The 21,871-nt window shown below is 73.3% G+C and carries 16 protein-coding genes; 5 read left to right on the top strand and 11 right to left on the bottom strand.

The annotated features are described in order from the left end of the window. Positions 1 to 71: 71 nt before the first annotated feature. From AQJ66_RS19345 to AQJ66_RS19330, 4 genes are all read right to left on the bottom strand, one after another. Positions 72 to 2,021: an ABC transporter permease/substrate-binding protein gene (locus AQJ66_RS19345; protein WP_061923502.1), complete on the bottom strand. Its 1,950-nt coding sequence runs from the start codon at positions 2,019 to 2,021 to the stop codon at positions 72 to 74. Further along, a complete protein-coding gene (locus AQJ66_RS19340; RefSeq protein WP_061923496.1) occupies positions 2,011 to 3,555 on the bottom strand; it encodes a sugar ABC transporter ATP-binding protein in 1,545 nt (514 codons plus the stop codon). The genes AQJ66_RS19345 and AQJ66_RS19340 overlap by 11 nt, the downstream gene beginning before the upstream one ends. Continuing rightward, the gene (locus AQJ66_RS19335; protein ID WP_061923493.1) at positions 3,552 to 4,571 is read right to left on the bottom strand and encodes a LacI family DNA-binding transcriptional regulator; all 1,020 of its coding nucleotides are present in this window, start codon (positions 4,569 to 4,571) and stop codon (positions 3,552 to 3,554) included. Before AQJ66_RS19335 ends, AQJ66_RS19340 begins: the two co-directional genes overlap by 4 nt. A gap of 151 nt (positions 4,572 to 4,722) precedes the next feature. Continuing rightward, entirely contained in the window at positions 4,723 to 5,952 is a 1,230-nt protein-coding gene (locus AQJ66_RS19330; RefSeq protein WP_061923490.1) for a hypothetical protein, read from the bottom strand. A gap of 135 nt (positions 5,953 to 6,087) precedes the next feature. Here AQJ66_RS19330 and recD2 point away from each other — a divergent pair, with 135 nt between their 5' ends. Continuing rightward, positions 6,088 to 8,343, top strand: a complete 2,256-nt coding sequence (gene recD2, locus AQJ66_RS19325) for an SF1B family DNA helicase RecD2 (RefSeq protein WP_061923487.1) — start codon at positions 6,088 to 6,090, stop codon at positions 8,341 to 8,343. A 240-nt stretch (positions 8,344 to 8,583) separates the two neighbouring features. Next, a complete protein-coding gene (locus tag AQJ66_RS19320; RefSeq protein WP_061923484.1) occupies positions 8,584 to 9,873 on the top strand; it encodes a citrate synthase in 1,290 nt (429 codons plus the stop codon). Between the two features lie 656 nt (positions 9,874 to 10,529). On the opposite strand, the gene AQJ66_RS19315 is transcribed toward AQJ66_RS19320, so the two are convergent. The 4 genes from AQJ66_RS19315 to AQJ66_RS19300 all read right to left on the bottom strand — a co-directional run bounded on the left by AQJ66_RS19315 (position 10,530) and on the right by AQJ66_RS19300 (position 14,945). Beyond that, positions 10,530 to 12,791, bottom strand: coding sequence for a heavy metal translocating P-type ATPase (locus tag AQJ66_RS19315; RefSeq protein ID WP_061923481.1), 2,262 nt, complete (start codon positions 12,789 to 12,791; stop codon positions 10,530 to 10,532). A gap of 101 nt (positions 12,792 to 12,892) precedes the next feature. Beyond that, entirely contained in the window at positions 12,893 to 13,132 is a 240-nt protein-coding gene (locus tag AQJ66_RS19310; RefSeq protein ID WP_061923479.1) for a heavy-metal-associated domain-containing protein, read from the bottom strand. Between the two features lie 72 nt (positions 13,133 to 13,204). Continuing rightward, positions 13,205 to 14,155, bottom strand: a complete 951-nt coding sequence (locus AQJ66_RS19305) for a PrsW family glutamic-type intramembrane protease (RefSeq protein WP_061923476.1) — start codon at positions 14,153 to 14,155, stop codon at positions 13,205 to 13,207. Between the two features lie 97 nt (positions 14,156 to 14,252). Then, entirely contained in the window at positions 14,253 to 14,945 is a 693-nt protein-coding gene (locus AQJ66_RS19300; RefSeq protein WP_208611398.1) for a TetR family transcriptional regulator, read from the bottom strand. Between the two features lie 106 nt (positions 14,946 to 15,051). On the opposite strand from AQJ66_RS19300, the gene AQJ66_RS19295 reads away from it, so the two are divergent. After that, on the top strand, positions 15,052 to 17,283 hold the full coding sequence (locus tag AQJ66_RS19295) for an MMPL family transporter (protein WP_061923471.1): 2,232 nt from the start codon (positions 15,052 to 15,054) through the stop codon (positions 17,281 to 17,283). A 146-nt stretch (positions 17,284 to 17,429) separates the two neighbouring features. Here the strand turns inward: AQJ66_RS19295 and AQJ66_RS19290 are convergent, their stop codons facing one another. Both AQJ66_RS19290 and AQJ66_RS19285 read right to left on the bottom strand, forming a co-directional pair. Then, positions 17,430 to 18,314 carry a hypothetical protein gene (locus AQJ66_RS19290; protein ID WP_244162874.1) on the bottom strand — a complete coding sequence of 295 codons (885 nt, stop codon included), beginning with the start codon at positions 18,312 to 18,314 and terminating at the stop codon, positions 17,430 to 17,432. Positions 18,315 to 18,319: 5 nt separating this feature from the next. Beyond that, positions 18,320 to 18,973, bottom strand: a complete 654-nt coding sequence (locus tag AQJ66_RS19285) for a papain-like cysteine protease family protein (RefSeq protein WP_061923466.1) — start codon at positions 18,971 to 18,973, stop codon at positions 18,320 to 18,322. Between the two features lie 253 nt (positions 18,974 to 19,226). Here AQJ66_RS19285 and AQJ66_RS19280 point away from each other — a divergent pair, with 253 nt between their 5' ends. Both AQJ66_RS19280 and AQJ66_RS19275 read left to right on the top strand, forming a co-directional pair. After that, the gene (locus AQJ66_RS19280; protein WP_425264292.1) at positions 19,227 to 20,228 is read left to right on the top strand and encodes a hypothetical protein; all 1,002 of its coding nucleotides are present in this window, start codon (positions 19,227 to 19,229) and stop codon (positions 20,226 to 20,228) included. Between the two features lie 60 nt (positions 20,229 to 20,288). Beyond that, on the top strand, positions 20,289 to 21,335 hold the full coding sequence (locus AQJ66_RS19275) for a zinc-dependent alcohol dehydrogenase family protein (protein ID WP_061923463.1): 1,047 nt from the start codon (positions 20,289 to 20,291) through the stop codon (positions 21,333 to 21,335). A gap of 84 nt (positions 21,336 to 21,419) precedes the next feature. On the opposite strand, the gene AQJ66_RS38885 is transcribed toward AQJ66_RS19275, so the two are convergent. Then, on the bottom strand, positions 21,420 to 21,848 hold the full coding sequence (locus tag AQJ66_RS38885) for a hypothetical protein (RefSeq protein WP_159052585.1): 429 nt from the start codon (positions 21,846 to 21,848) through the stop codon (positions 21,420 to 21,422). Between the last annotated feature and the right edge of the window lie 23 nt (positions 21,849 to 21,871).

Genomic DNA, 21,871 nt, shown 5'->3' with positions numbered 1-21,871 from the left:
CCTGAGAGATACCCGCGGCGGGCGGTCCCGGCCGTGGACCCACGGCCGGGACCGCCCGTTCCCCGTCTGCGTCAGCCGCTGAAGCCGGCCACGTTCTGCTTCGTGACCACCTTCACCGGCACCTTCACCGTCGGCTCCACCTTCTTGCCCCGCACGGCCCGGAGGGCGTTGTCCACCGCGATCCGGCCGAGCTGGGTGGGCTGCTGGGCCACCGACGCGTAGAGCGTGCCGCCCTCGACGGCCTTCAGGCCGTCCGGGGTACCGTCGAAGCCTACGACCGCCACGGACTTCCCGGCCCGGGAACCGAGCGCCTTGACGGCGCCGAGCGCCATCTCGTCGTTGGCCGCGATGACGCCCTGGACGTCGGGGTGGGCCTGGAGCAGGTTCGACATCACGTCGAGTCCCTTGGTGCGGTCGAAGTCGGCGGGCTGCTGGGCGACGACCTGGATGCCCGGGTAGGCCTTGAGGCCCTTGGCGAAGCCCGCCGCCCGCTCCCGGGCGGCGGAGGTGCCCGCCTGGCCCTGCAGAATGACGATCTTGCCCTTGCCGCCGAGCTTCTGCGCGATCGTCCGGGCCGCCAGCTCACCGCCCGCGACGTTGTCGGAGGCCACGAGGGCGTCCACGGAGGCCTTGTTGACGCCCCGGTCGACGGCGATCACCGGCAGGCCCGCCTTGTCCGCGGCCTTCACGGAGTTGCCCGCCGCGTCCGAGTCCACCGGGTTGACGATGATCGCGCCGAGGTGCGAACTGGTGAAGTTCTGCAGCTGGTTGGCCTGCTGGGAGGCGTCGTTCTGGGCGTCCGTGACGGTCAGGTCCACGCCCAGCTTCTTCGCCTCGGCCTGGGCGCCCGCCCGGATCTGCACGAAGAAGGGGTTGTTGAGGGTGGACAGCGACAGGCCCATCTTCGGGTTCGCCGCGGACGAGGACCCGCCGTGCAGGAACGAGGTCGCGCCGACCACCGCCACCGTCACCACGGCCGCGAGCGCGTACGTCAGCGTCTGCCGGCCCTTCGGCCCGCCCGCACCGGCCGCCGCCGGGGTGGCCCCGGCCTTGCGGCGCACGGTGTCCAGCAGCACCGCCAGCGCGATGACGACGCCGATGACGACCTGCTGCCAGAAGGCGGACACGTTCAGCAGGTTCAGGCCGTTGCGCAGCACCGCCAGGATCAGCGCGCCGATCAGGGTGCCCGACGCCTTGCCGGTGCCGCCCGCGAGCGAGGCGCCGCCGATGACGACCGCGGCGATGGCGTCGAGTTCGTACCCGTCGGCGGCCTGCGGCTGAGCGGAGGACAGCCGGGCGGCGAGCACGATGCCCGCCACGGCCGCGAACACGCCGGACAGGGCGTAGATGGCGAGCTTCTGCCGCGGCACCCGCAGACCCGACAGCCGCGCGGCCTCCTCGTTGCCGCCGATCGCGTACATCGAGCGGCCGATGTAGGTCCGGCCGAGCACGAACGCCGCGATCAGGCCCATCACCACCATGACCAGCACCGGCACCGGCAGCCAGTCGCCGAGGGTGTCCCCGAGGTGGGAGACGGAGTCCGGGAACGGGATGGGCACGCCCCCGGAGACCACCAGGGACAGGCCCCGGGCCACCGACAGCATGGCGAGCGTCGCGATGAACGGGGGCAGCTTGCCGTAGGCGACGAGGAAGCCGCTCACCAGGCCCGCCACGAGGCCCGTGGCCACGGCCAGGACGACCGCGAGGACCACCGGCACACCGTGCTGCGTGGCGCTCCAGGCCAGCACGGTCGCCGACAGCGCGGCCACCGAGCCGACCGACAGGTCGATGCCCGCGGAGACGATCACGAAGGTCACGCCGAAGGCCAGGATGGCGGTCACGGCCGCCTGGACGCCGACGTTGAGCAGGTTGTCCGTCGTCAGGAAGTCGCCGGACAGCGCCGACAGCGCCACGACGAGGACGATCAGCGCGGTCAGCGCGCCGTTGTCGAGCAGCAGCCGGCGCAGGCCGCCCGGGGCGCCACTCGCGCCCGTCGTGCTCTTGAGCGAGTCAGTGGCCACGGGGGGCCTCCCGTCCGGTAGAGGTAGAGGTGGAGGTGGCGGTAGAAGGGGTGGAGACGGCGAGGGCCATGACGGCGTCCTGCGTGGCCTCCTCGGCCGTGAGCTCGCCCGCGATCCGGCCCTGGGCCATCACCAGCACCCGGTCACTCATGCCGAGCACCTCGGGCAGGTCGCTGGAGATCATCAGGACGGCGGCGCCCGCGGCCGTGAGTTCGTTGATCAGCTGGTAGATCTCGACCTTGGCGCCGACGTCGATGCCGCGCGTCGGCTCGTCCAGGATCAGCACCTTGGAGTCGGCCAGCAGCCACTTGCCGATGACGACCTTCTGCTGGTTGCCGCCGGAGAGGGTCCGCACGTGCTGGCCGAGCCCGGCCATCCGCACGCCGAGGCGCTCGGCCATCCGCCCGGCCGCCGCGCGCTGCGCCTTGCGGTCCACCAGCCCGGCCCGGGTCGCCGAACGCAGGGTGACGAGGCCCAGGTTCTCCTCGACGGAGGCGTCCAGCACGAGCCCCTGGCCCTTGCGGTCCTCCGGTACGAGCCCGATCCCGGCCGCCATGGCCGCGTTCACGTCGTGCCGCCTGAGCGCCGTCCCGGAGACCTTGACGGCACCCCGGTCGTAGGGGTCCGCGCCGAACACGGCCCGCACCACCTCGGTGCGGCCCGCGCCGACGAGGCCGGCGATGCCGACCACCTCACCGGCGTGCACCTCGAAGCCGACGTCGTGGAACACGCCGTCCCGGGTGAGCCCCTCGACGGTGAGCAGCGGGGTGCCCCGGTCGGGGCGCCGGCGCGGGTACTGCTGCTCGATGGAGCGGCCCACCATGAGCCGCACCAGCTCCTCCTCGGGGGTGCCGGCGGGCACCTGGCCGACGCTCCGGCCGTCCCGGATGACGGTCACCCGGTCCCCGAGGGCGGCGATCTCCTCCAGGTGGTGGGTGATGAAGACGACGCCGACCCCGTCCGCGCGCAGGCCCCGCACGATGGCGAACAGCTTCTCGACCTCCTCCGAGGTCAGCACGGCGGTCGGCTCGTCCATCACCAGCACGCGCGCCTCCAGGCTGAGCGCCTTGGCGATCTCCACCATCTGCAGCCGGGCGATGCCGAGTTCGCGCACCCGCGCGCGGGGGGACACGTCGACGCCCACGCGCGCGAGGAGCACCTCGGCGTCGGCCTCCATCCGCCTGCGGTCGATCATCCCGAAGCGGCGCGGCTGGCGGCCCAGGAAGATGTTCTCGGCGACGGTCAGGTCGGGAACGAGGTTGAACTCCTGGTAGATGGTGGCGATCCCGAGCCGTTCGGCGTCCTGCGCGCCGTGGATGCGCACCTCCTCGCCGTCGACCCGGATCCGCCCCTCGTCGGGCGTGTGGGCGCCGGAGAGCATCTTGATGAGCGTGCTCTTGCCGGCGCCGTTCTCACCGAGCAGCACATGGACCTCGCCCCGGCGCAGGTCGAAGTCGACGCCGTCCAGCGCGACCACGCCCGGGAAGGTCTTCCGTATGCCCTCGATACGCAGCAACTCGTCCGGGTCGCTCACGGCGTGCTCCTTTGCACTGGCGGGGAGTCCTCGCCGCACGAGCGGCGTACGACGAGGCGGGCGGGGAGGGTGACGGACTGCGGGGGCCGCCCCTCGATGCGGTCGACCAGGGCGCGTACGGCGGCCCGGCCCAGCTCGCCCGTGGGCTGGGCGATCGCGGTGACGGGCGGATCGGTGTGCACGAACCACGGGATGTCGTCGAACGCGGCGAGCGCGATGTCGTCCGGCACGCGCAGCCCGCGCGCGCGGATCGCGTCCAGGGCACCGAGGGCCATCAGGTTGTCGGCGGCGAAGACCACCTCCGGCGGCCGCGGGAGGTCCAGGAACCCCTCGGTGACCCGCCGCCCGCTGTCGGCCTGGAAGTCGCCCTGGCCTATGCAGGCGTCCGGGAGGGGGAGCCCGTACTCCGCCAGGGCCGCGCGGAAGGCCTCCACCCGCTCGCTGCCGGTCGTGGTGGCCGCCGGGCCCGCGATGATCGCGAGCCGCCGGTGCCCGAGCCCGTGCAGGTGCGCGACGAGGTCCCGCACCGCCGCCTGCCCGTCGGCCCGTACGACGGGCACGTCGACCCCGGGGATCCACCGGTCCACGAAGACCATCGGCGTCCCCGCGCGCGCGGCGTCCAGCATCAGCGGGGAGCCGCCGTCGGTGGGGGAGACGAGGAGCCCGTCGATCCGCCGGTCGAGCAGGTTCCGCACGTGGTGGTCCTGCAGGTCCGGCCGCTCGTCGGCGTTGCCGATGATGACGCTGTAGCCGAGCGCGCGGGCCTCCTCCTCGACGGAGCGGGCCAGCTCGGTGAAGTACGGGTTGAGCACGTCACTGATGACCAGCCCCAGGGTGTGGGTCTGGTCGGTGCGCAGGGACCGGGCGACGGCGTTGCGGCGGTAGCCCAGCCGCTCCACGGCGGCCAGCACCCGCGTGCGCGCGTCGGCGCTCACCGACGGGTGGTCGTTCAGCACCCGCGACACCGTGGCGACGGACACGCCCGCCTGCGCGGCGACGTCCTTGATGCTCGCCATCGTCGGCCCCACCTCCTCGTGGAATCGATTACAACGCTGGGTCGCAGGAGGGATTGGAATCGATTACACGGCATCGGTGCAAGGGGGTGCGGGCAGGCCGCAACCCAATCGTGACCCGGAGGCGGGGACGTCCCCGGCGCCTCCGGGCCGGTCAGCGCCCGGAGCCGAGCAGCCCGGCGAGGGTCCCGGTGAAGTCCGCCGCCGAGTGGTCGGCGTGGGCGCGGATCCGGGCGGCGACGGCGGCGGCCCCGCCGCCCTCCACGAGCCGGACGAGCCGGTCCGCGCGGGCGTCCAGGCCCTCGCGGGTGTCCGGGAGCGTGGACAGGTAGAAGTCCGCGGCGTCGTACGCCAGGTGGAACACGTGCTTCTTGAGGTCGCTCAGCGTCAGGTAGTCGTCGTCGGTGACCGGCGCCGGTTCGGGGGCGCCGACGCACAGCACCGGGGTGCCGGCGCCCCAGGCGTTGACGGCCAGGTGGTAGGTGTCCGTGATGACGAGGCGGTACCGGGGCAGGACGTGCACCAGGTCGCCGATGCTGTGCGGGCCCGGGCGCGCCGCGATGTGGGCGACGGCGGCGGGGGTGTCCCGGTCGAACCAGGGCAGCCACTCCAGGGGGGCGCCGAGGCGGCCGGCGAGGCGGTCGCAGAAGGCGGGCAGCCAGTCGGGGACGGGGGTGCGGGCCCCGAGGAACACGCCGATCGCACCGCCGTCCGGGACCTCCCCGGACCAGGGCGTGGCCGGGAGGAGGCCGGCGAGGTCGCCCGGCCGGGACAGCAGCGCCGCGTCCGAGCCGAAGTACTCGGTCGTACGGTCCCCGCGCAGGTGCGCGACCCGGGCCGCCGACAGCGGGTCGCGCAGCCAGAGGCGGTGGCTGCAGGTCATCAGGCGGGAGAACAGGGGGCCGTACTCCTTGTCCTCGCCGTCGCCGTCGCCGTAGTCGGACTGCGTGTTGTGGAGGATCGTGCCGCCGTAGCTGAGGGTCCGTGCGAGCAGGTCGTCCGGCTGGTCCGCGAGCAGCAGGGTCCGGTGCAGCAGGGCCCGGGCGGCGTCGCGGTCCGCGGCGACGCCGAAGTCGAGCAGGCGGTTCGTCGCGTCCTGGGCCAGGTAGTGCCGGGTGTGCAGGAAGTCGCCCCAGAAGACGACCGCGTCGTGGTCGCGGAGGGTGTCGAGGTCCTCGATCAGGGACCGGAAGCGGAACGGGAGTTCGGTGTCCCGCGCGCACGCGCGCAGCGGCACGGTCTCCGGCGGGTGCAGGGTGTACCAGGTCGTGTCGAACCCGGCGCCCGTGCGCCGGCGCAGTGACTCGAAGGCCAGGTCGACGGTCAGCATCCCCGTGTTGCGGTAGCCGATGTTGGGCGCGGTGATGACGGCGACGCGTGCCATGTGCTCGTTTCCCCCCAGCGGTTGCTGCCCCGGAGCGGGGTGCGGTGCGGTCACCGGCCAACGTACACAGCGGGGCCGGTCACCGGATTCCCCGGGCAGGGCAACGCTGTCACACCCCACCGGTACCGTCGGGTCATGTCCAACCACACGGGGAACCCCACGGCCGAGCGCCGGCTCGCCGTGCTCGAGGGCGTCCTGGAGCGGATCACGTACGCCAACGAGGAGAACGGCTACACGGTCGCCCGGGTCGACACCGGACGGGGCGCCGGCGACCTGCTCACCGTGGTCGGCGCGCTGCTCGGCGCCCAGGTCGGGGAGTCCCTGCGGATGGAGGGCCGCTGGGGCTCGCATCCGCAGTACGGCAAGCAGTTCCACGTCGAGAACTACACGACCGTCCTGCCGGCCACCGTCCAGGGCATCCGGCGCTACCTCGGGTCCGGGCTGGTCAAGGGCATCGGGCCGGTGTTCGCCGACCGCATCACGCAGCACTTCGGGGTGGACACGCTGCGGATCATCGAGGAAGAGCCCAAGAGGCTCGTCGAGGTGCCCGGCCTCGGTCCCAAGCGGACCAGGAAGATCGCCGACGCCTGGGAGGAGCAGAAGGCGATCAAGGAGGTCATGCTCTTCCTCCAGACGGTCGAGGTGTCGACGTCGATCGCGGTGCGGATCTACAAGAAGTACGGGGACGCGTCCATCTCGGTCGTCAGGAACCAGCCCTACCGGCTCGCCTCCGACGTCTGGGGCATCGGGTTCCTCACCGCCGACAAGATCGCCCGGTCCGTCGGCATCCCGCACGACAGCCCCGACCGGGTCAAGGCGGGCCTGCAGTACGCGCTGTCCCAGTCCGCCGACCAGGGCCACTGCTACCTGCCCGAGGAGCGGCTGATCGCCGACGCCGTCAAGCTCCTCCAGGTCGACACCGGGCTCGTCATCGAGTGCCTCGCCGAGCTGGCCGGGCCGGGGGAGGAGGGCGAGGAGCCGGGGGTCGTACGGGAGAAGGTGCCGGGGCCGGACGGGGACCCGCAGCCGGTCACCGCCGTGTACCTGGTGCCGTTCCACCGCGCCGAACTCTCCCTGTCCGCCCAGCTGCTGCGGCTGCTGCGGACGGACGCGGACCGGATGCCGGCCTTCCGGGACGTCGACTGGGGCAGGGCCCTGGGCTGGCTGAGGGGCCGGACCGGGACCGACCTGGCGCCCGAGCAGGAGGCCGCCGTCCGGCTCGCGCTGACGGAGAAGGTCGCCGTCCTCACCGGCGGGCCCGGCTGCGGCAAGTCCTTCACCGTCCGCTCGATCGTGGAGCTGGCCCGCGCCAAGCGGGCGAAGGTGCTGCTGGCCGCCCCCACCGGGCGGGCCGCCAAGCGCCTGGCCGAGCTGACCGGCGCCGAGGCCTCCACCGTCCACCGCCTGCTGGAGCTCAAGCCCGGCGGCGACGCGGCCTACGACCGGGACCGGCCGCTCGACGCCGACCTGGTGGTCGTCGACGAGGCCTCCATGCTGGACCTGCTGCTCGCCAACAAGCTGGTCAAGGCCGTGCCGCCGGGCGCCCACCTCCTGTTCGTCGGGGACGTGGACCAGCTGCCCAGCGTGGGGGCCGGCGAGGTGCTGCGCGACCTGCTCGCCGACGGCGGCCCCGTCCCGGCCGTCCGGCTCACGCGGGTGTTCCGGCAGGCCCAGCAGTCGGGCGTCGTCACCAACGCGCACCGGATCAACGCCGGGCAGCATCCGCTCACCGACGGCCTGAAGGACTTCTTCCTCTTCGTCCAGGACGACACCGAGGAGGCCGGCCGGCTCGCCGTGGACGTGGCCGCGCGGCGGCTCCCGGCCAGGTTCGGACTCGATCCGCGCCGGGACGTGCAGGTGCTCGCGCCGATGCACCGGGGACCGGCCGGCGCCGGCGTGCTCAACGGCCTGCTCCAGCAGGCCATCACGCCCGGCCGGCCCGACCTGCCGGAGAAGCGGTTCGGCGGCCGGGTCTTCCGTGTCGGCGACAAGGTCACCCAGATCCGCAACAATTACGAGAAGGGGGAGAACGGCGTCTTCAACGGCACCGTGGGCGTGGTCACCTCGCTCGACCCGGTCGACCAGCGCCTGACGGTGCTGACCGACGAGGACGAGGAGGTTCCCTACGAATTCGACGAACTGGACGAACTGGCGCACGCGTACGCCGTGACGATCCACCGTTCACAGGGAAGTGAATATCCCGCCGTGGTGATTCCCGTCACCACCGGCGCGTGGATGATGCTCCAGCGGAACCTGCTGTACACGGCGGTGACACGGGCGAAGCGACTGGTCGTCCTCGTCGGTTCACGCAAGGCGATCGGACAGGCGGTGCGCACGGTGTCGGCGGGCCGGCGCTGCACGGCGCTGGACCACCGGCTGCGCGGCTCCTGACCGCCCGCGACCAGGGACGCGGACCCCGGTCGCCAAAAAATGATCGATCAAATGAGTCGTGAAGGTCACAGAGCACTTCCAGTTGCCTGCCGGAGGGGGCAGGATGAGCAGGTTGGCGGCACTGAGTGCCGCCGATAGGCCCAATGGTCGACCCCGAGTGCACTCTCCTGAGCCAAATGGGGGATGGTAGAGACAGTCAGGGCACCTCGAAGATGAGGCACTACGTCGGTGAGGGAAGACGTGAGCGACAACTCTGTAGTACTGCGGTACGGCGACGGCGAGTACACCTACCCGGTGGTCGACAGCACCGTCGGTGACAAGGGCTTCGACATCGGGAAGCTCCGCGCCCAGACCGGTCTGGTGACTCTGGACAGCGGTTACGGCAACACGGCCGCCTATAAATCCGCCATCACCTACCTCGACGGCGAGGCGGGCATCCTCCGCTACCGCGGCTACCCCATCGAGCAGCTGGCCGAGCGCTCCACCTTCCTCGAGGTGGCGTACCTGCTGATCAACGGCGAACTGCCGACCGTCGACGAGCTGACGACGTTCAAGGACGACATCACGCGGCACACCCTGCTGCACGAGGACGTCAAGAACTTCTACAAGGGCTTCCCGCGCGACGCCCACCCGATGGCCATGCTGTCCTCGGTCGTCTCGGCGCTGTCCACCTTCTACCAGGACAGCCACAACCCGTTCGACGAGAAGCAGCGCAACCTCTCCACGATCCGCCTGCTCGCCAAGCTCCCGACGATCGCGGCCTACGCGTACAAGAAGTCGATCGGTCACCCGTTCGTCTACCCGCGCAACGACCTCGGTTACGTCGAGAACTTCCTGCGGATGACCTTCTCGGTGCCGGCGGACGAGTACGAGCTCGACCCGGTCGTCGTCTCCGCCCTGGACAAGCTGCTCATCCTGCACGCGGACCACGAGCAGAACTGCTCGACGTCGACGGTCCGCCTGGTGGGCTCCTCCCAGGCCAACATGTTCGCGTCGATCTCGGCCGGCATCAGCGCCCTGTGGGGCCCGCTGCACGGCGGCGCCAACCAGTCGGTGCTGGAGATGCTCGAGGGCATCCAGACCTCCGGCGGTGACGTCGACTCCTTCATCCGCAAGGTGAAGAACAAGGAGGACGGCGTCCGGCTGATGGGCTTCGGCCACCGGGTCTACAAGAACTTCGACCCCCGCGCCAAGATCATCAAGGCCGCCGCGCACGACGTGCTGTCCGCCCTCGGCAAGTCCGACGAGCTGCTGGACATCGCGCTGAAGCTGGAGGAGCACGCGCTCTCCGACGACTACTTCGTCTCGCGCAGCCTCTACCCGAACGTCGACTTCTACACGGGTCTGATCTACCGGGCCATGGGCTTCCCGACCGAGATGTTCACGGTCCTGTTCGCCCTCGGCCGCCTGCCGGGCTGGATCGCCCAGTGGCAGGAGATGATCAAGGAGCCGGGCTCCCGCATCGGCCGCCCGCGCCAGATCTACACGGGCGTGGTCGAGCGCGACTTCGTTCCGGTCGAGGAGCGCTGAGTCCTGTTCGGGGCGTCCGGGAGCGCGTGAGCCTTCCGGACGCCGCCTGAACGGCGCGGCACCGCACGACGCGGACACCGCACGTCACGACTGGCGCGTCACGACACGCGCGTCACGAAGCGGAAAAGAAGGCGCCCTGGAGCGCCGGTCCCCCCACGGGCCGGCGTCCAGGGCGCCTTCCCATGTCCCGGTGCGGATTCCCCCCACGGGATCCGGCCGGGCGCTCGGAGAGGACAGCGCCTGAATCGCTGTCTGAGCACGACGGGTGGACCCGCCGTACTCCAGTGATGCGGTGCGATCTGCCGGGACAGCGCACGCAGGGAGGGCCGCTCAAAGCTTCCCGGTGTACGTGCCCCGGCAACGCATCTCTGAGGAGGTCCCCCAAGACATCCCCAGATGCCAGTCAGCGCCCCCCAAGACGCTGGTCTGACATCGCCAACTTAGACCTTCGAACCCCTTCGATGGTTACGTTCGCATCACTGTGATCTGCGTCTCTTGCATATGTCCTATAGGTGCGCAAGAGCCCCGATACGCCGATCGAGACTCAAGCGTAAGGATGATGCGCGAGCCTTGTGAAGAGCTTATGTGAGGCTCGCGCAGGACTCTAGGGGGACTCTTACATCCACGGCACCGAACCGCCGGTAACCCTTGGGGAGTTACCGGAAGCGGCGCAGCCGCAGGCTGTTGGTCACCACGAACACCGAGGAGAAGGCCATCGCCGCACCAGCGATCATGGGGTTCAGCAGGCCGGCGGCGGCCAGCGGCAGCGCCGCCACGTTGTAGCCGAAGGCCCACACCAGATTGCCCTTGATGGTGGTCAGGGTGCGCCGGGAGAGCCGGATGGCGTCCGCGGCCACCCGGAGGTCACCGCGCACCAGGGTGAGGTCGCCGGCCTCGATCGCGGCGTCCGTGCCGGTGCCCATCGCCAGCCCCAGGTCGGCGGTGGCGAGCGCGGCCGCGTCGTTGACGCCGTCGCCGACCATGGCCACGGCGCGCCCCTCGCCCTGCAGCCGCCGTACGACCTCCACCTTGTCCTCGGGGAGGACCTCCGCGTACACGTCGCCGGGGCCGATGCCGACCGCGCGCGCGACCGCCTCGGCGACCGTGCGGTTGTCCCCGGTGAGCAGCACCGGCGTGAGCCCCAGCGCGCGCAGGTCGCGCACCGCCTCGGCGCTGGTCTCCTTGACCGCGTCGGCGACGGCGAGCACTCCGCGCGCCTGCCCGTCCCAGCCGACCGTCACGGCCGTGCGGCCGTTCCGCTCGGCCTCGCGCCGGGCCCGGGCCAGCTCCTCGGGGAGATCGCCGTGCAGCCGGCCCACGGCCACCTCGTGGCCCGCCACGCGCCCGCGCACGCCCCGTCCGGGCACGTTCTGGAAGTGCTCGACGGCGGGCAGCGTGCCGGCGCGCTCCTCGGCGCCCGTGGCGATCGCGCGGGCCACCGGGTGCTCGGAGGCGTGCTCGAGGGCGCCCGCGAGCCGGAGCACCTCCTTCTCGTCCTCGCCGTCGGCGGCGTAGACCTCCTGGAGCGTCATCCGGCCGGTGGTGACCGTGCCGGTCTTGTCCAGGACGACCGTGTCGACGCGCCGGGTGGACTCCAGCACCTCCGGGCCCTTGATGAGGATGCCGAGCTGGGCGCCCCGCCCGGTGCCGACCATCAGCGCGGTCGGCGTGGCCAGGCCCAGCGCGCAGGGGCAGGCGATGATCAGGACGGCCACGGCGGCGGTGAACGCGGCGACCGGGTCGCCGGTCGCACCGAGCCAGGTGCCGAAGGTGGCGAGCGCGATGAGGATGACCACGGGAACGAACACGGCGGAGATCCGGTCGGCGAGCCGCTGCACCTCGGCCTTGCCGTTCTGCGCGTCCTCCACCAGCCGGGCCATCCGGGCGAGCTGGGTGTCGGCGCCGACCCGGGTGGCCTCGACCACCAGCCGGCCGCCCGCGTTGACCGTGGCGCCGGTGACCCGGTCGCCGGGCCCGACGTCCACCGGCACCGACTCGCCGGTCAGCATCGAGGCGTCCACCGCGGAGACGCCCTCCACCACCGTGCCGTCGGTGGCGATCTTCTCGCCGGGCCGTACGACGAACCGGTCGCCCACGGCCAGCGAGGCCACCGGGACCCGGACCTCGCGGCCCTCCCGCAGCACGGCGACGTCCTTGGCTCCCAGCTCCATCAGCGCCTTCAGGGCCGCGCCCGCGCGCCGCTTGGAGCGGGCCTCCAGATAGCGGCCGAGCAGGATCAGCGCGACGACCCCGGCGGCCACCTCCAGGTAGATGGTGGAGGCGCCGTCGGTCCGGGAGACGGTGAGGCGGAACTCGTCGTGCATGCCGGGCATGCCCGCGTCGCCGAAGAACAGCGCCCACAGCGACCAGCCGAACGCGGCGAGCGTGCCGACCGAGACGAGCGTGTCCATGGTGGCGGCGCCGTGGCGGAGGTTGGTCCAGGCGGCGCGGTGGAAGGGCAGGCCGCCCCAGACGACGGCCGGCGCGGCGAGGGTCAGCGAGAGCCACTGCCAGTTGTCGAACTGCAGCGCGGGGACCATGGCGAGCAGCACGACGGGGGCCGCGAGCAGCGCGGAGACCAGCAGCCGGTGGCGGAGGGCGGCGAGCTCGGGATCCCGTCCGGCGGCTTCCCCGGCCCGCGGCTCGGGCTCCGGCGGCGCGGGCTCCTCGGCGGTGTAGCCGGTCTTCACCACGGTCGCGATCAGGTCGGCGACCTGGACGTCCGGAGCGTGGCTGACCTTCGCCTTCTGCGTCGCGAAGTTCACGGTGGCGCTCACGCCGTCCATGCGGTTGAGCTTCTTCTCCACCCGGGCGGCGCAGGAGGCGCAGGTCATCCCGCCGATGATCAGCTCGACCTCGGAGGCCGCGCCCGTGGCGCCGCCGGCGCCGGACGGTGCTGCGGTGGTGCTGCTGGTCATGTCCGTACTCCAGACATCGGACCGGACCGTACGGATCCAGTATCGGCTGGTCGGCACGGCCCGGTCGGCGAGGCGAACAATCTTTTCGGGTCCGGCTGCGGTCAGGCGCGGCCGGCGAGCTCGAAGCCGGCCTCGTCCACGGCGGCGCGGACGGCCTCGTCGTCGAGGGGGGCCTCGGAGACGACGGTCACCTCGCCGGTGGACGCGACGGCCTTCACCGAGGTCACACCGGGGATCTCGGAGATCTCGCCGGAGACGGAGCCCTCGCAGTGGCCACAGCTCATGCCGGTCACCTTGTAGACGGTGGTGACGTGGCCCGAAGTGTCGGTCTGGGCGGTCATGTCGTTACTCCTCGTCGCATGGGGGGCCGGTGGGGCCGACGGTGGAACCCCACGCTTCCCAACAGTATACCCCTAGGGGGTATTCCTCCACGGAAGGTCCCGCTGCGCCAGTGAGCGCGCCCAGGCGGCCCCTAGCAGGGCCACGAGTACCAGGCTCCCGACCGAGAACAACGTGAAGAGGTGTCCCTGTCCGGCGCCGGGCCACAGCGTGCGCCCCGGCGCGAAGGGCTGCGCGGGCGGGGCGGTCGCGGTCAGGCGGGCCACCAGCCGGGCGGCGACTCCGTGCGAGGCGTCCCACAGAGCGTGCAGCACGCCGACGCCGAGACAGGTGCGCACGACCGGCGCGGCGAGGCGGAACTGCCCGTTCGGACGGCGGAAGGACAGCAGCGCACCGCCCGCGATCGCGGCCCACAGTCCCTGCCCGACGGGGGCGGCCAGCCCGCGCAGGAGCTCCGTCTCCACCAGCGTCCCGGGGCCGGTGCCCGGCGCGCGCAGGGCCGCGTCGAGCGCGTAGCCGCAGCTCTCCAGGGCCGCGAAGCCGCACCCGGCCGCCGCGCCGAGCACCAGCCCGGCGCGCGTCCCGCGGATGCCCGGCTGGCGGCGCAGCGCGAACACCAGCGCGCCGAGCTGCGCCGCCACCGCCAGCAGGCCGGCGCCCAGGAACGTCCCCAGGGAGGGGTGGAGCAGGTACGGCTCCACCGCGGCGGCCGCGAACACGCCGAGCGCGCCGCCCGCCAGGAAGCAGCCGAGGACCGCGCTGACACCCAGGTCGCGCGCGTGCCGCTCGTACGCCCACAGCACGAAGGAGACCGGGACCAGGAAGCCGCCGAGCAGGATCGAGGAGGGCAGCAGCGCCCCGGTCCCGGTCGCGCAGGTCACGGCGGCCATCAGCACCCACAGGGCGAGCCCGCCGCCCAGGCAGCGCTTCCACAGGCCCGCGCCGATGCGGGGATACGGCGGTGGCGGCTGCTGAGGGCCGGGGATGCGGGCCCGGGGTGTGCCGGGCTGCGGGGAGTGGGTCACGGCGGTCCCCCTCGGAACTCCTGGGCGCCTGCGGGGCTGTTCATCCCGCACCCTATGCAGACACGCCCTTCGCCGCAGTCCGGGAGATCCCGACGGGTCAGGCGGCGCCGGGCCGGTCGCCCGCCAGCGGCTGGAGGTAGCGCGTCAGCACGTTCTTGACCTCCTGGACGTAGGCCGTGCGCTCGGCGCCCTCGTGGGCGAGGACCAGTTCCAGGCCGGCCTTGTAGACGCCGAGGCAGACGTGCGCCGTGCGGGTGATGTCGGCCGGGGAGCTCCGCGGCAGCAGGGAGGCGAGCAGGTCCTCGATGCGGCCGATCAGGGTGGTGTGCAGCTGGTCGTGCGCGTCGGCGATCCTGCCGGGCACGTCCGGGCCGTGCATCAGGGCGAAGAAGACCGGGTGCTCGGTGTTGAACGCCATGAACCGGTCGACGGCCGAGCCGACGGCCTCCTCCAGCGAGGTGGCGGGGTCGACGGGGGTGAGCACCTCGCCGTAGGTCTCCCGCATCTCGTGCATGAGACGGTCGCCGAGTTCGACCGCGATCGCCTCCTTGTTCGGGAAGAACTGGTACAGCGTGCCGGGCGAGACACCGGCCTCGCGGGCGATCGCGTTGGTGCTGGCGGCCGTGTAGCCGGTGGTGCAGAAGACCTGGGCGGCGGCGGTGAGGAGCTGCGCGATGCGGCGCTCGCCGCGCGCCTGGCGGCGGCGCGGCTGCTCCTGTTCCGAGGTGTCGGACACGCGTGATCCCCAGCCCTTCGAAGGCGATTGACAAACACGAGCGGTCGCTCGCATTCTTGAGGAACGCGAGCGATCTCTCGTGTTTGCCATTTTATGGCAATGACCGACCCGTGCTGCCTGCCCGCACACACATGGGTCCCGGTGAAGGGGACACCGCACGATGACCGAAGTCAACACGGCACCGCACCAGGGGGACGGGCCGCCGGACGGGCCGCCGCGCCCCGGGGGCTGGACCCGGTTCGTGACCGCCCGCCCGCGCCTGTCGCTGCTCGTGGCCCTGGTGCTCACGGCGCTGGCCGTGCTGGCCGGCAGCGGGGTCGCGGACCACCTGGGCAGCGGCGGCTGGGAGGACCCGGCCGCCGAGTCGACGTACGCCACCAAGGCGCTGGAGCGCGAGTTCCCCGGCTCCCAGCCCAACCTGCTGCTCCTGGTCGACTCGGGGCGCGCCTCGGTCGACGATCCCGCGGTCGCCGCCGCCGCCCGCGGACTGGCCGCCCGGCTGGCCGGGGAGAAGGGTGTGACCGGCGTCGGCTCCTACTGGCAGGCCGCCCCCGCCGCGGCCGGCGCCCTGCGCGCCAAGGACGGCCACGAGGCGCTGATCGCCGCCCGCATCACCGGCGACGAGAACGCGATGGGCCGCACCCTGGACCGCATAGCGCCCCGCTACCGGGGCACGCACGGCCCGGTCGAGGTGAAGGTCGGAGGCGTCGTCGCGGTCCGGCACGAGATGCAGACGATCATCAAGGAGGACCTGACCCGCGCCGAGACGATCGCCCTGCCGATCACCCTGGTACTGCTGGTCATGGTCTTCGGCAGCGCGATCGCGGCCCTGCTGCCGCTGGGCATCGGCATCGTCGCCATCCTCGGCACGAACGCGGTGCTGCGCGGCCTGACGACGTTCACCGACGTCTCCGTCTTCGCGCTGAACCTCACCACGGCCCTCGGCCTGGGCCTCGCCATCGACTACGCCCTGTTCATCGTCCGCCGCTATCGCGAGGAGCTGTCCACGGGCGCCGACCCGCGGACGGCGGTCGGCACGACGCTGCGCACCGCCGGGCGGACCGTGCTGTTCTCCGCCCTCACCGTCGCGGTGTCGCTGGCCGCCATGATGCTCTTCCCGCAGTACTTCCTGCGGTCCTTCGCCTACGCCGGCATCGCCGTGGTGCTGCTCGCCGCGGCGGCCGCCCTCATCCTGCTCCCGGCGGCGCTCGTGCTGCTCGGCCACCGGGTCAACTCCCTGGACCTGCGCCGCCTGTTCCGCCGGGACCGCCGTGACTCCCGGGAGCAGGGCGCCGCCTGGGCGAGGACGGCCGGCCTGGTGATGCGCCGCGCCCCTCTCTTCGCCCTCGGCACGACGGCCCTCCTGGTGATCCTCGGACTGCCGTTCCTCGGCGTGAAGTTCGGCACCGCCGACGACCGGCAGCTGCCGTCGGGCGCCGAGTCCCACGTGGTCCAGCAGCACATCCGCGACGGCTTCCCCGGCAGCCCCGGCGGCGGCCTCGAAGTCCTCGCCGAGGGCAGCGCCACCGAGGCCCAGTACACCGCCTACAAGCAGCGGGTGGCCGCGCTGCCCGAGGTGGTCCGCGTCGACGGCCCGCTGGTCGAGGGCGACACGGCCTACTTCACGGTGCAGCCGAGGGGCGAGGCCGTGGACGACGCCGCGCAGCGGCTGGTGGGCGACCTGCGGTCGGTGAAGGCCCCGTTCACCACCAAGGTGACCGGCACGGCCGCCGTCCTGGTCGACTCCAAGCACGCGATAGCCGAACGGCTGCCGTGGGCCGGGGCGTTCATCGCGGTCGTCACCCTGCTGCTGGTCTTCCTGCTCACCGGAAGCGTGCTCATACCCCTGCAGGCCGTCGTCCTCAACGCGCTCAGCCTGACGGCGATGTTCGGCGCGGTGGTCTGGGTCTTCCAGGACGGCCATCTGTCCAGCGCGCTCGGCTTCACCGGCTCCGGCTCGATCGAGACCACCCTGCCCGTGCTGATGTTCTGCGTGGCCTTCGGCCTCTCCATGGACTACGGCGTGTTCCTGCTCTCGCGCATCAAGGAGGAGTACGACCGCACCGGCGACCACGACGAGGCGGTGCGGCACGGCCTGCAGCGCACCGGCGGGCTGATCACCGCGGCCGCGGTGATCCTGGCCGTGGTCATGGTGGCGATCGGCACCTCCCGGGTGACCAACACCAAGATGCTCGGCCTCGGCATCGCGCTCGCGGTGCTGATGGACGCCATGGTCGTGCGCAGCCTGCTGGTCCCGGCGATCATGCGGCTCACCGGCCGCGCCACCTGGTGGGCACCGGCGCCGCTGCGCCGCTTCCACCGGCGGTTCGGGCTCAGCGAGGGCGAGGCACCGGCCGCGCCCGCCGAGGAGCGGGAGCCCGCGCGGGTGTGAGGACCGGGGGAAACCCGGAGGAAACCGGGGGAGGGGAGGTCCCGGTGGCGTGGGTCCGTTGGCGGACCTCCCCTCGGTGCGTGCCGACGACGTGTGGGGACATCGCGGTACGCTCCCCCGTTCCCGACGGGTCACGGTGTGTCAGGTCACCGTGGCCCGTGGTCTCGCAGCCGCCGCCCGGCGAGGGCGACGCCCAGGGCGAGCGCCGCACCGGCGGCACCCAGACCGGCCAGAGTGCCGGCGTCCGCGCCGGACGGGCGCGACGCCTGCTCGGCCGCCGTCCGTTCCGCCACCACCTCGGCCGACTTCGTGGCGGCCCGGGCGGACGCCCGGCCGAAGCCGCCGGCGTAGCCGTCCCGGTCGTAGCGGGAGCCGGTCAGTCGGGAGCCGTAGGCCGCCCGGACGTGGTGCCGGTAGCCGGTCAGGGTGGTGCCGTGGGCGCCGACGGCCGCCCGCGCCTCGGTGTTGAGCGGCAGCACCCGGCCGCCGCGCAGCAGGTACCAGGCGTTGACCTGCGGTTCGCGGAACACGGTGCCGTGGCCGTGGGCCCGGGCGGCGTAGGTGGGCTCGTCGGAGCCGCTGGCGATGTTCACCACCTGCCAGCCGTGCGCGGTGCGCACGCTCCACACCGAGGCCCGCTGTCCGGTCGCCGAGACCGCCTCGGCGGCCACGAACGCCGGCTCGGCGACCGGTGCGCCCGCGCGTCCCGCGACGAAGTCGGCGTTCAGTGTGAACACGGTGGTGGCGGCGCCGGTGAGACGGGGCGCGCCGGCCGTCCGGTCCGGTCGCGCGGCGGGGGTGCCGGGGTCCGGGTCGTGGGCGAAGAAGCGCCGCAGCACGCCGAGGGTGGTGCCGTCGCCGGCCGCCGCCCGGGCGGCGGCGATCTGGCCGGCGCTGTAGGCGTGCGGGACGGCGGGGGCCGCGGGCGCGGCCGTGGCCGAGGCGGTGCCGCAGAGCACGAGCGCGGTGGCGGCCAGGGTCCCGGCGGCGGCCGGGCGCATCAGCGCACGGAGTTCGCGGGTACGCCGCATCGCGCTCACGCCCCGATCCCGTAGAGCGTGTGCGTCCAGCTGAAGTCCGCGTTGCTCGTGTAGTAGCTGTAGGTCGCCCAGTTGTAGCGGTAGTCGTCGGGCCACGGATCCCCCCAGTACACCCAGTTCCGGGAGGTGTCGTAGCCGTAGAGCACCTCCATGTGGCCGCCGCCGGAGCTCCACTGGACACGGGTCTGCACCGGGCGCCCGGCGTCGATCTCGCTCTGCACGCCGCCGTAGCCGAGCCGGCCCTGGACGTAGGAGCCGGGGTCCAGGCCCATCCAGTCGTACGCCGTCTGGTCGTCGGCGAGGGTGGCCTGGCTGTTGGGGCAGCTGGTGTCCGGGCTGTAGCCGAAGGCCGCGTCGCAGAACGAGTTCTGGCTGTAGTCGCGGCCGAACCAGGCGGCGATGGTGGCGCCGCTGGCCGCCCAGCACCAGTTGGACCGCTGCTGGGCCTGCATGGTGATGTCCAGCTGCCTGGCGCCGCTGGAAGTCGAGGCAGCGGTGGCGGCCGCGGCGGTCGTGCCGGCCGGCGGGGGAGCGGCGGCAGCGGCGGTGCTCGCCGTGGCGAGGGTCAGCGCGGTGGCCAGCAGGCAGCTCGCGAGGGCGAGCCCGCGTCTGCCGCCGGGCCGCGGCGGGTGGGGAGCGGTGGATGACATGGGGGCGGTCCTCCCTGGAGAGGGGTACGGCGGAAGGAGCGCGTCCGGACGCTTGCGGATGAGCATTCAACCGGTGACTGTGTACGGTCAACGGCTGGGAGCCGGAGGCCGGTTCGGGTGTGAACCAGGGGTGCACGGGTGTGAATGCCGCAGCCCTCGCCGCTGGTGACCTCGCGACAGGCGGCCCCGGCCGCAGACCGGAAAGTGGATGTTCACGTCGCGCGGGAACGCGGCGGAGCGGAGAGGAGGTTCCGTGACGCAGGACCGCGACGACCCCGACGACTCCGGTGCCGGCGCGGGCCCCGCCGAGCGGCCCGCCCGCCCCGCGCCGGCCGCCGCGCGCGGCGCGGCCGAGGCGCGGCTCGCCGAGGCGCTGCGCACCGGCCCGTTCCCGGAGGCGCTGCGGGCCGCGCTGGCCGCCCGCGGCCTGGCCCTGCACCGGGTACGGCACCGGCTGGCCCAGCGCGGCATCCACGTCGGCGTGACCAGCCTGAGCTACTGGCAGCGCGGGGTCCGCCGGCCGGACCGGCCCGAGTCGCTGCGCGCGGTGAGCGCGCTGGAGGACGTGCTGGAGCTGCCGGAGCACGCCCTGACCCGGCTGCTCGGGCCGCGCGCGGCGGCCGACCACCCGGTGTCCCGGACGCTGCGGGCACTGGTCGGCCCGGACTCGGTGCTGGAGCGGCTGCTCGCCGAGCTGGAGGCGCCGCAGGACGGCGGGCTGCACACCGTGCTGCAGTACGAGCGGGTGGAGATCGACCGCGCGCGGCACCTCGCCTCCCGCGAGGCCCAGCACGTGGTCCGTGCCCACCGGGACGGCGTGGACCGCTACGTGGCGATCCACTGCGGTGAACCGGGCTGCGACACCGCGGCCGTGCGGGTCCTGGGCCTGGACAACTGCCGGACGGGCCGGGTGCGGCGGGCGCCGGAGGCGGGGGTGGTGGTCGCGGAGCTGCTGTTCGACGCGCGGCTCGCGGCGGGCGAGACGGCGGTGCTGCGCTACCGCTTCGAGGACGGCACGGGCGAGCCGAGCCACGAGTACTTCCGCGGCTTCACCTACGCGGGCGGCAGCTACACCCTCCAGGTCTGCTTCGACCGCACCGCGCTGCCGGTGCGCTGCCGGCGCTTCGGCCGGCCCTCGGCACAGGCCCCGCCGCGCTACGCCGACAGCCTGACCCTGAACGCGTACGGCACGGTGCACGTCGTGGAGCCGCAGATCCGGCCCGGGCACGTGGGCGTGGCCTGGGACTGGAACTAGTACGGTCCCACCGGACCGGTACGGGCCGGTGCGGCCCCGGTGGAGAGGATGCGAGGGCGGATGCGCGCGGTGGTGTTCGAGGAGTACGGCGGGCCGGCCGAGGTGCGGGAGGTGCCCGACCCGGTGCCCGCCGGGCACGGGGCCGTGGTGCGGGTCGAGGCCACGGGGCTGTGCCGCAGTGACTGGCACGGCTGGATGGGCCACGACCCGGACGTCACCCTGCCGCACGTGCCGGGCCACGAACTCGCCGGCGTGGTCGAGGCGGTGGGCGAGCGGGTGACCGGGTGGCGGCCCGGCGACCGGGTCACCGTGCCGTTCGTCTGCGCGTGCGGCGGCTGCCCGTCCTGCGCGGCCGGCGACCAGCAGGTGTGCGAGCGGCAGACCCAGCCCGGCTTCCACCACTGGGGGTCCTTCGCGCAGTACGTCGCTCTCGACCACGCCGACGTCAACCTGGTCGCGATCCCGGACGGGATGGCGTACGCCACCGCGGCCGCCCTCGGCTGCCGCTTCGCCACCGCCTTCCGCGCGGTGGTGCAGCAGGGCCGGGTGGCGGCGGGGGAGTGGGTCGCGGTGCACGGCTGCGGCGGGGTCGGGCTGTCGGCGGTGATGATCGCGGCGGCGTCGGGCGCCCGGGTGGTCGCCGTCGACGTCTCGCCCCGGGCCCTGGAGCTGGCCCGGAGCTTCGGCGCGGCCCGGTGCGTGGACGCGGCCGGGGTGCCGGACACCGCGGCGGCCGTCCGCGAGCTGACCGGCGGCGGCGCCCACCTGTCCCTCGACGCCCTCGGCTCGCCCGCCACCTGCGCGGCCTCCGTCGGCTCGCTGCGCCGCCGGGGCCGGCACGTCCAGGTGGGCCTGCTGCCCTCGCCGGACGGCACCACCCCCGTCCCGCTGGCCCGCGCGATCGCACTGGAGCTGGAACTCCTCGGCAGCCACGGCATGGCCGCGCACGCCTACCCCGGGATGCTGGAACTGGTCGGGGCGGGAGTGCTCCGCCCCGAGCTGCTGGTCACCCGCACGATCCCCCTCGACGCGGCCCCGGCGGCCCTCGCCGCCCTCGGCACGGCCCCGGGAGCGGGGGTCACCGTCATCGAGCCCTGGAGCCGGTGACGCCCGCCGGCCTGCGGACTCAGCCGCCCGTGCCCCGCGTTCCCGCCCGGTGCTCCGCGAACTGGCGGAGGATCACCCAGCGCGTCACGGCGTACCCGAGCACGCCGGTGTACCCGGCCATGAACGCCACGCATCCCGCCGGGGAGAGGCCGGACAGCCCCAGGGCGCCGAGCAGCCGCGGCACGACGGCGGCGACGACGGCCGCCCCCGCCCCGATGGGCAGCCCGAGCGCCCACCACCGCGCGGGCAGCCGCGCCGCCAGGCGTCCGCCGGGAGGCCCGCCGTCGCCACGACGCGTCCGGTGGCCGGGTCGTGCCGTACGGCCTTGGTGACGAACAGCGAGACCAGCGGCGACAGCAGGAGGGAGGTCACGACGACGTCGGTGGTGAGGCCTCTGCTCCCGGTGAGCGGGACGAACCCGTTCCGGCGCCGGCCGAGCCAGGTGATCAGCGAGTTGATCACCACGTTGACGAGCGCGGCGGTCGTCGCCTGCCTGCGCGGGTACGAGGTCACCGGCGGCCGGCCCGCAAGAGGCG

It is taken from the genome of Streptomyces bungoensis (assembly GCF_001514215.1).
Classification (GTDB): domain Bacteria; phylum Actinomycetota; class Actinomycetes; order Streptomycetales; family Streptomycetaceae; genus Streptomyces; species Streptomyces bungoensis.
Note: the sequence above shows the minus strand (reverse complement) of the source record. Positions and strands in the feature narration are given on the sequence as shown.

Bases quoted from the DNA above. Each gene is read 5' to 3' on its own strand.
- AQJ66_RS19335 (WP_061923493.1), bottom strand. From the start codon at position 4,571: ATGGCGAGCATCAAGGACGTCGCCGCGCAGGCGGGCGTGTCCGTCGCC.
- AQJ66_RS19330 (WP_061923490.1), bottom strand. From the start codon at position 5,952: ATGGCACGCGTCGCCGTCATCACCGCGCCCAACATCGGCTACCGCAAC.
- recD2 (WP_061923487.1), top strand. From the start codon at position 6,088: ATGTCCAACCACACGGGGAACCCCACGGCCGAGCGCCGGCTCGCCGTG.
- AQJ66_RS19315 (WP_061923481.1), bottom strand. From the start codon at position 12,791: ATGACCAGCAGCACCACCGCAGCACCGTCCGGCGCCGGCGGCGCCACG.
- AQJ66_RS19310 (WP_061923479.1), bottom strand. From the start codon at position 13,132: ATGACCGCCCAGACCGACACTTCGGGCCACGTCACCACCGTCTACAAG.
- AQJ66_RS19300 (WP_208611398.1), bottom strand. From the start codon at position 14,945: ATGCGAGCGACCGCTCGTGTTTGTCAATCGCCTTCGAAGGGCTGGGGA.
- AQJ66_RS19295 (WP_061923471.1), top strand. From the start codon at position 15,052: ATGACCGAAGTCAACACGGCACCGCACCAGGGGGACGGGCCGCCGGAC.
- AQJ66_RS19290 (WP_244162874.1), bottom strand. From the start codon at position 18,314: ATGCGGCGTACCCGCGAACTCCGTGCGCTGATGCGCCCGGCCGCCGCC.
- AQJ66_RS19285 (WP_061923466.1), bottom strand. From the start codon at position 18,973: ATGTCATCCACCGCTCCCCACCCGCCGCGGCCCGGCGGCAGACGCGGG.
- AQJ66_RS19275 (WP_061923463.1), top strand. From the start codon at position 20,289: ATGCGCGCGGTGGTGTTCGAGGAGTACGGCGGGCCGGCCGAGGTGCGG.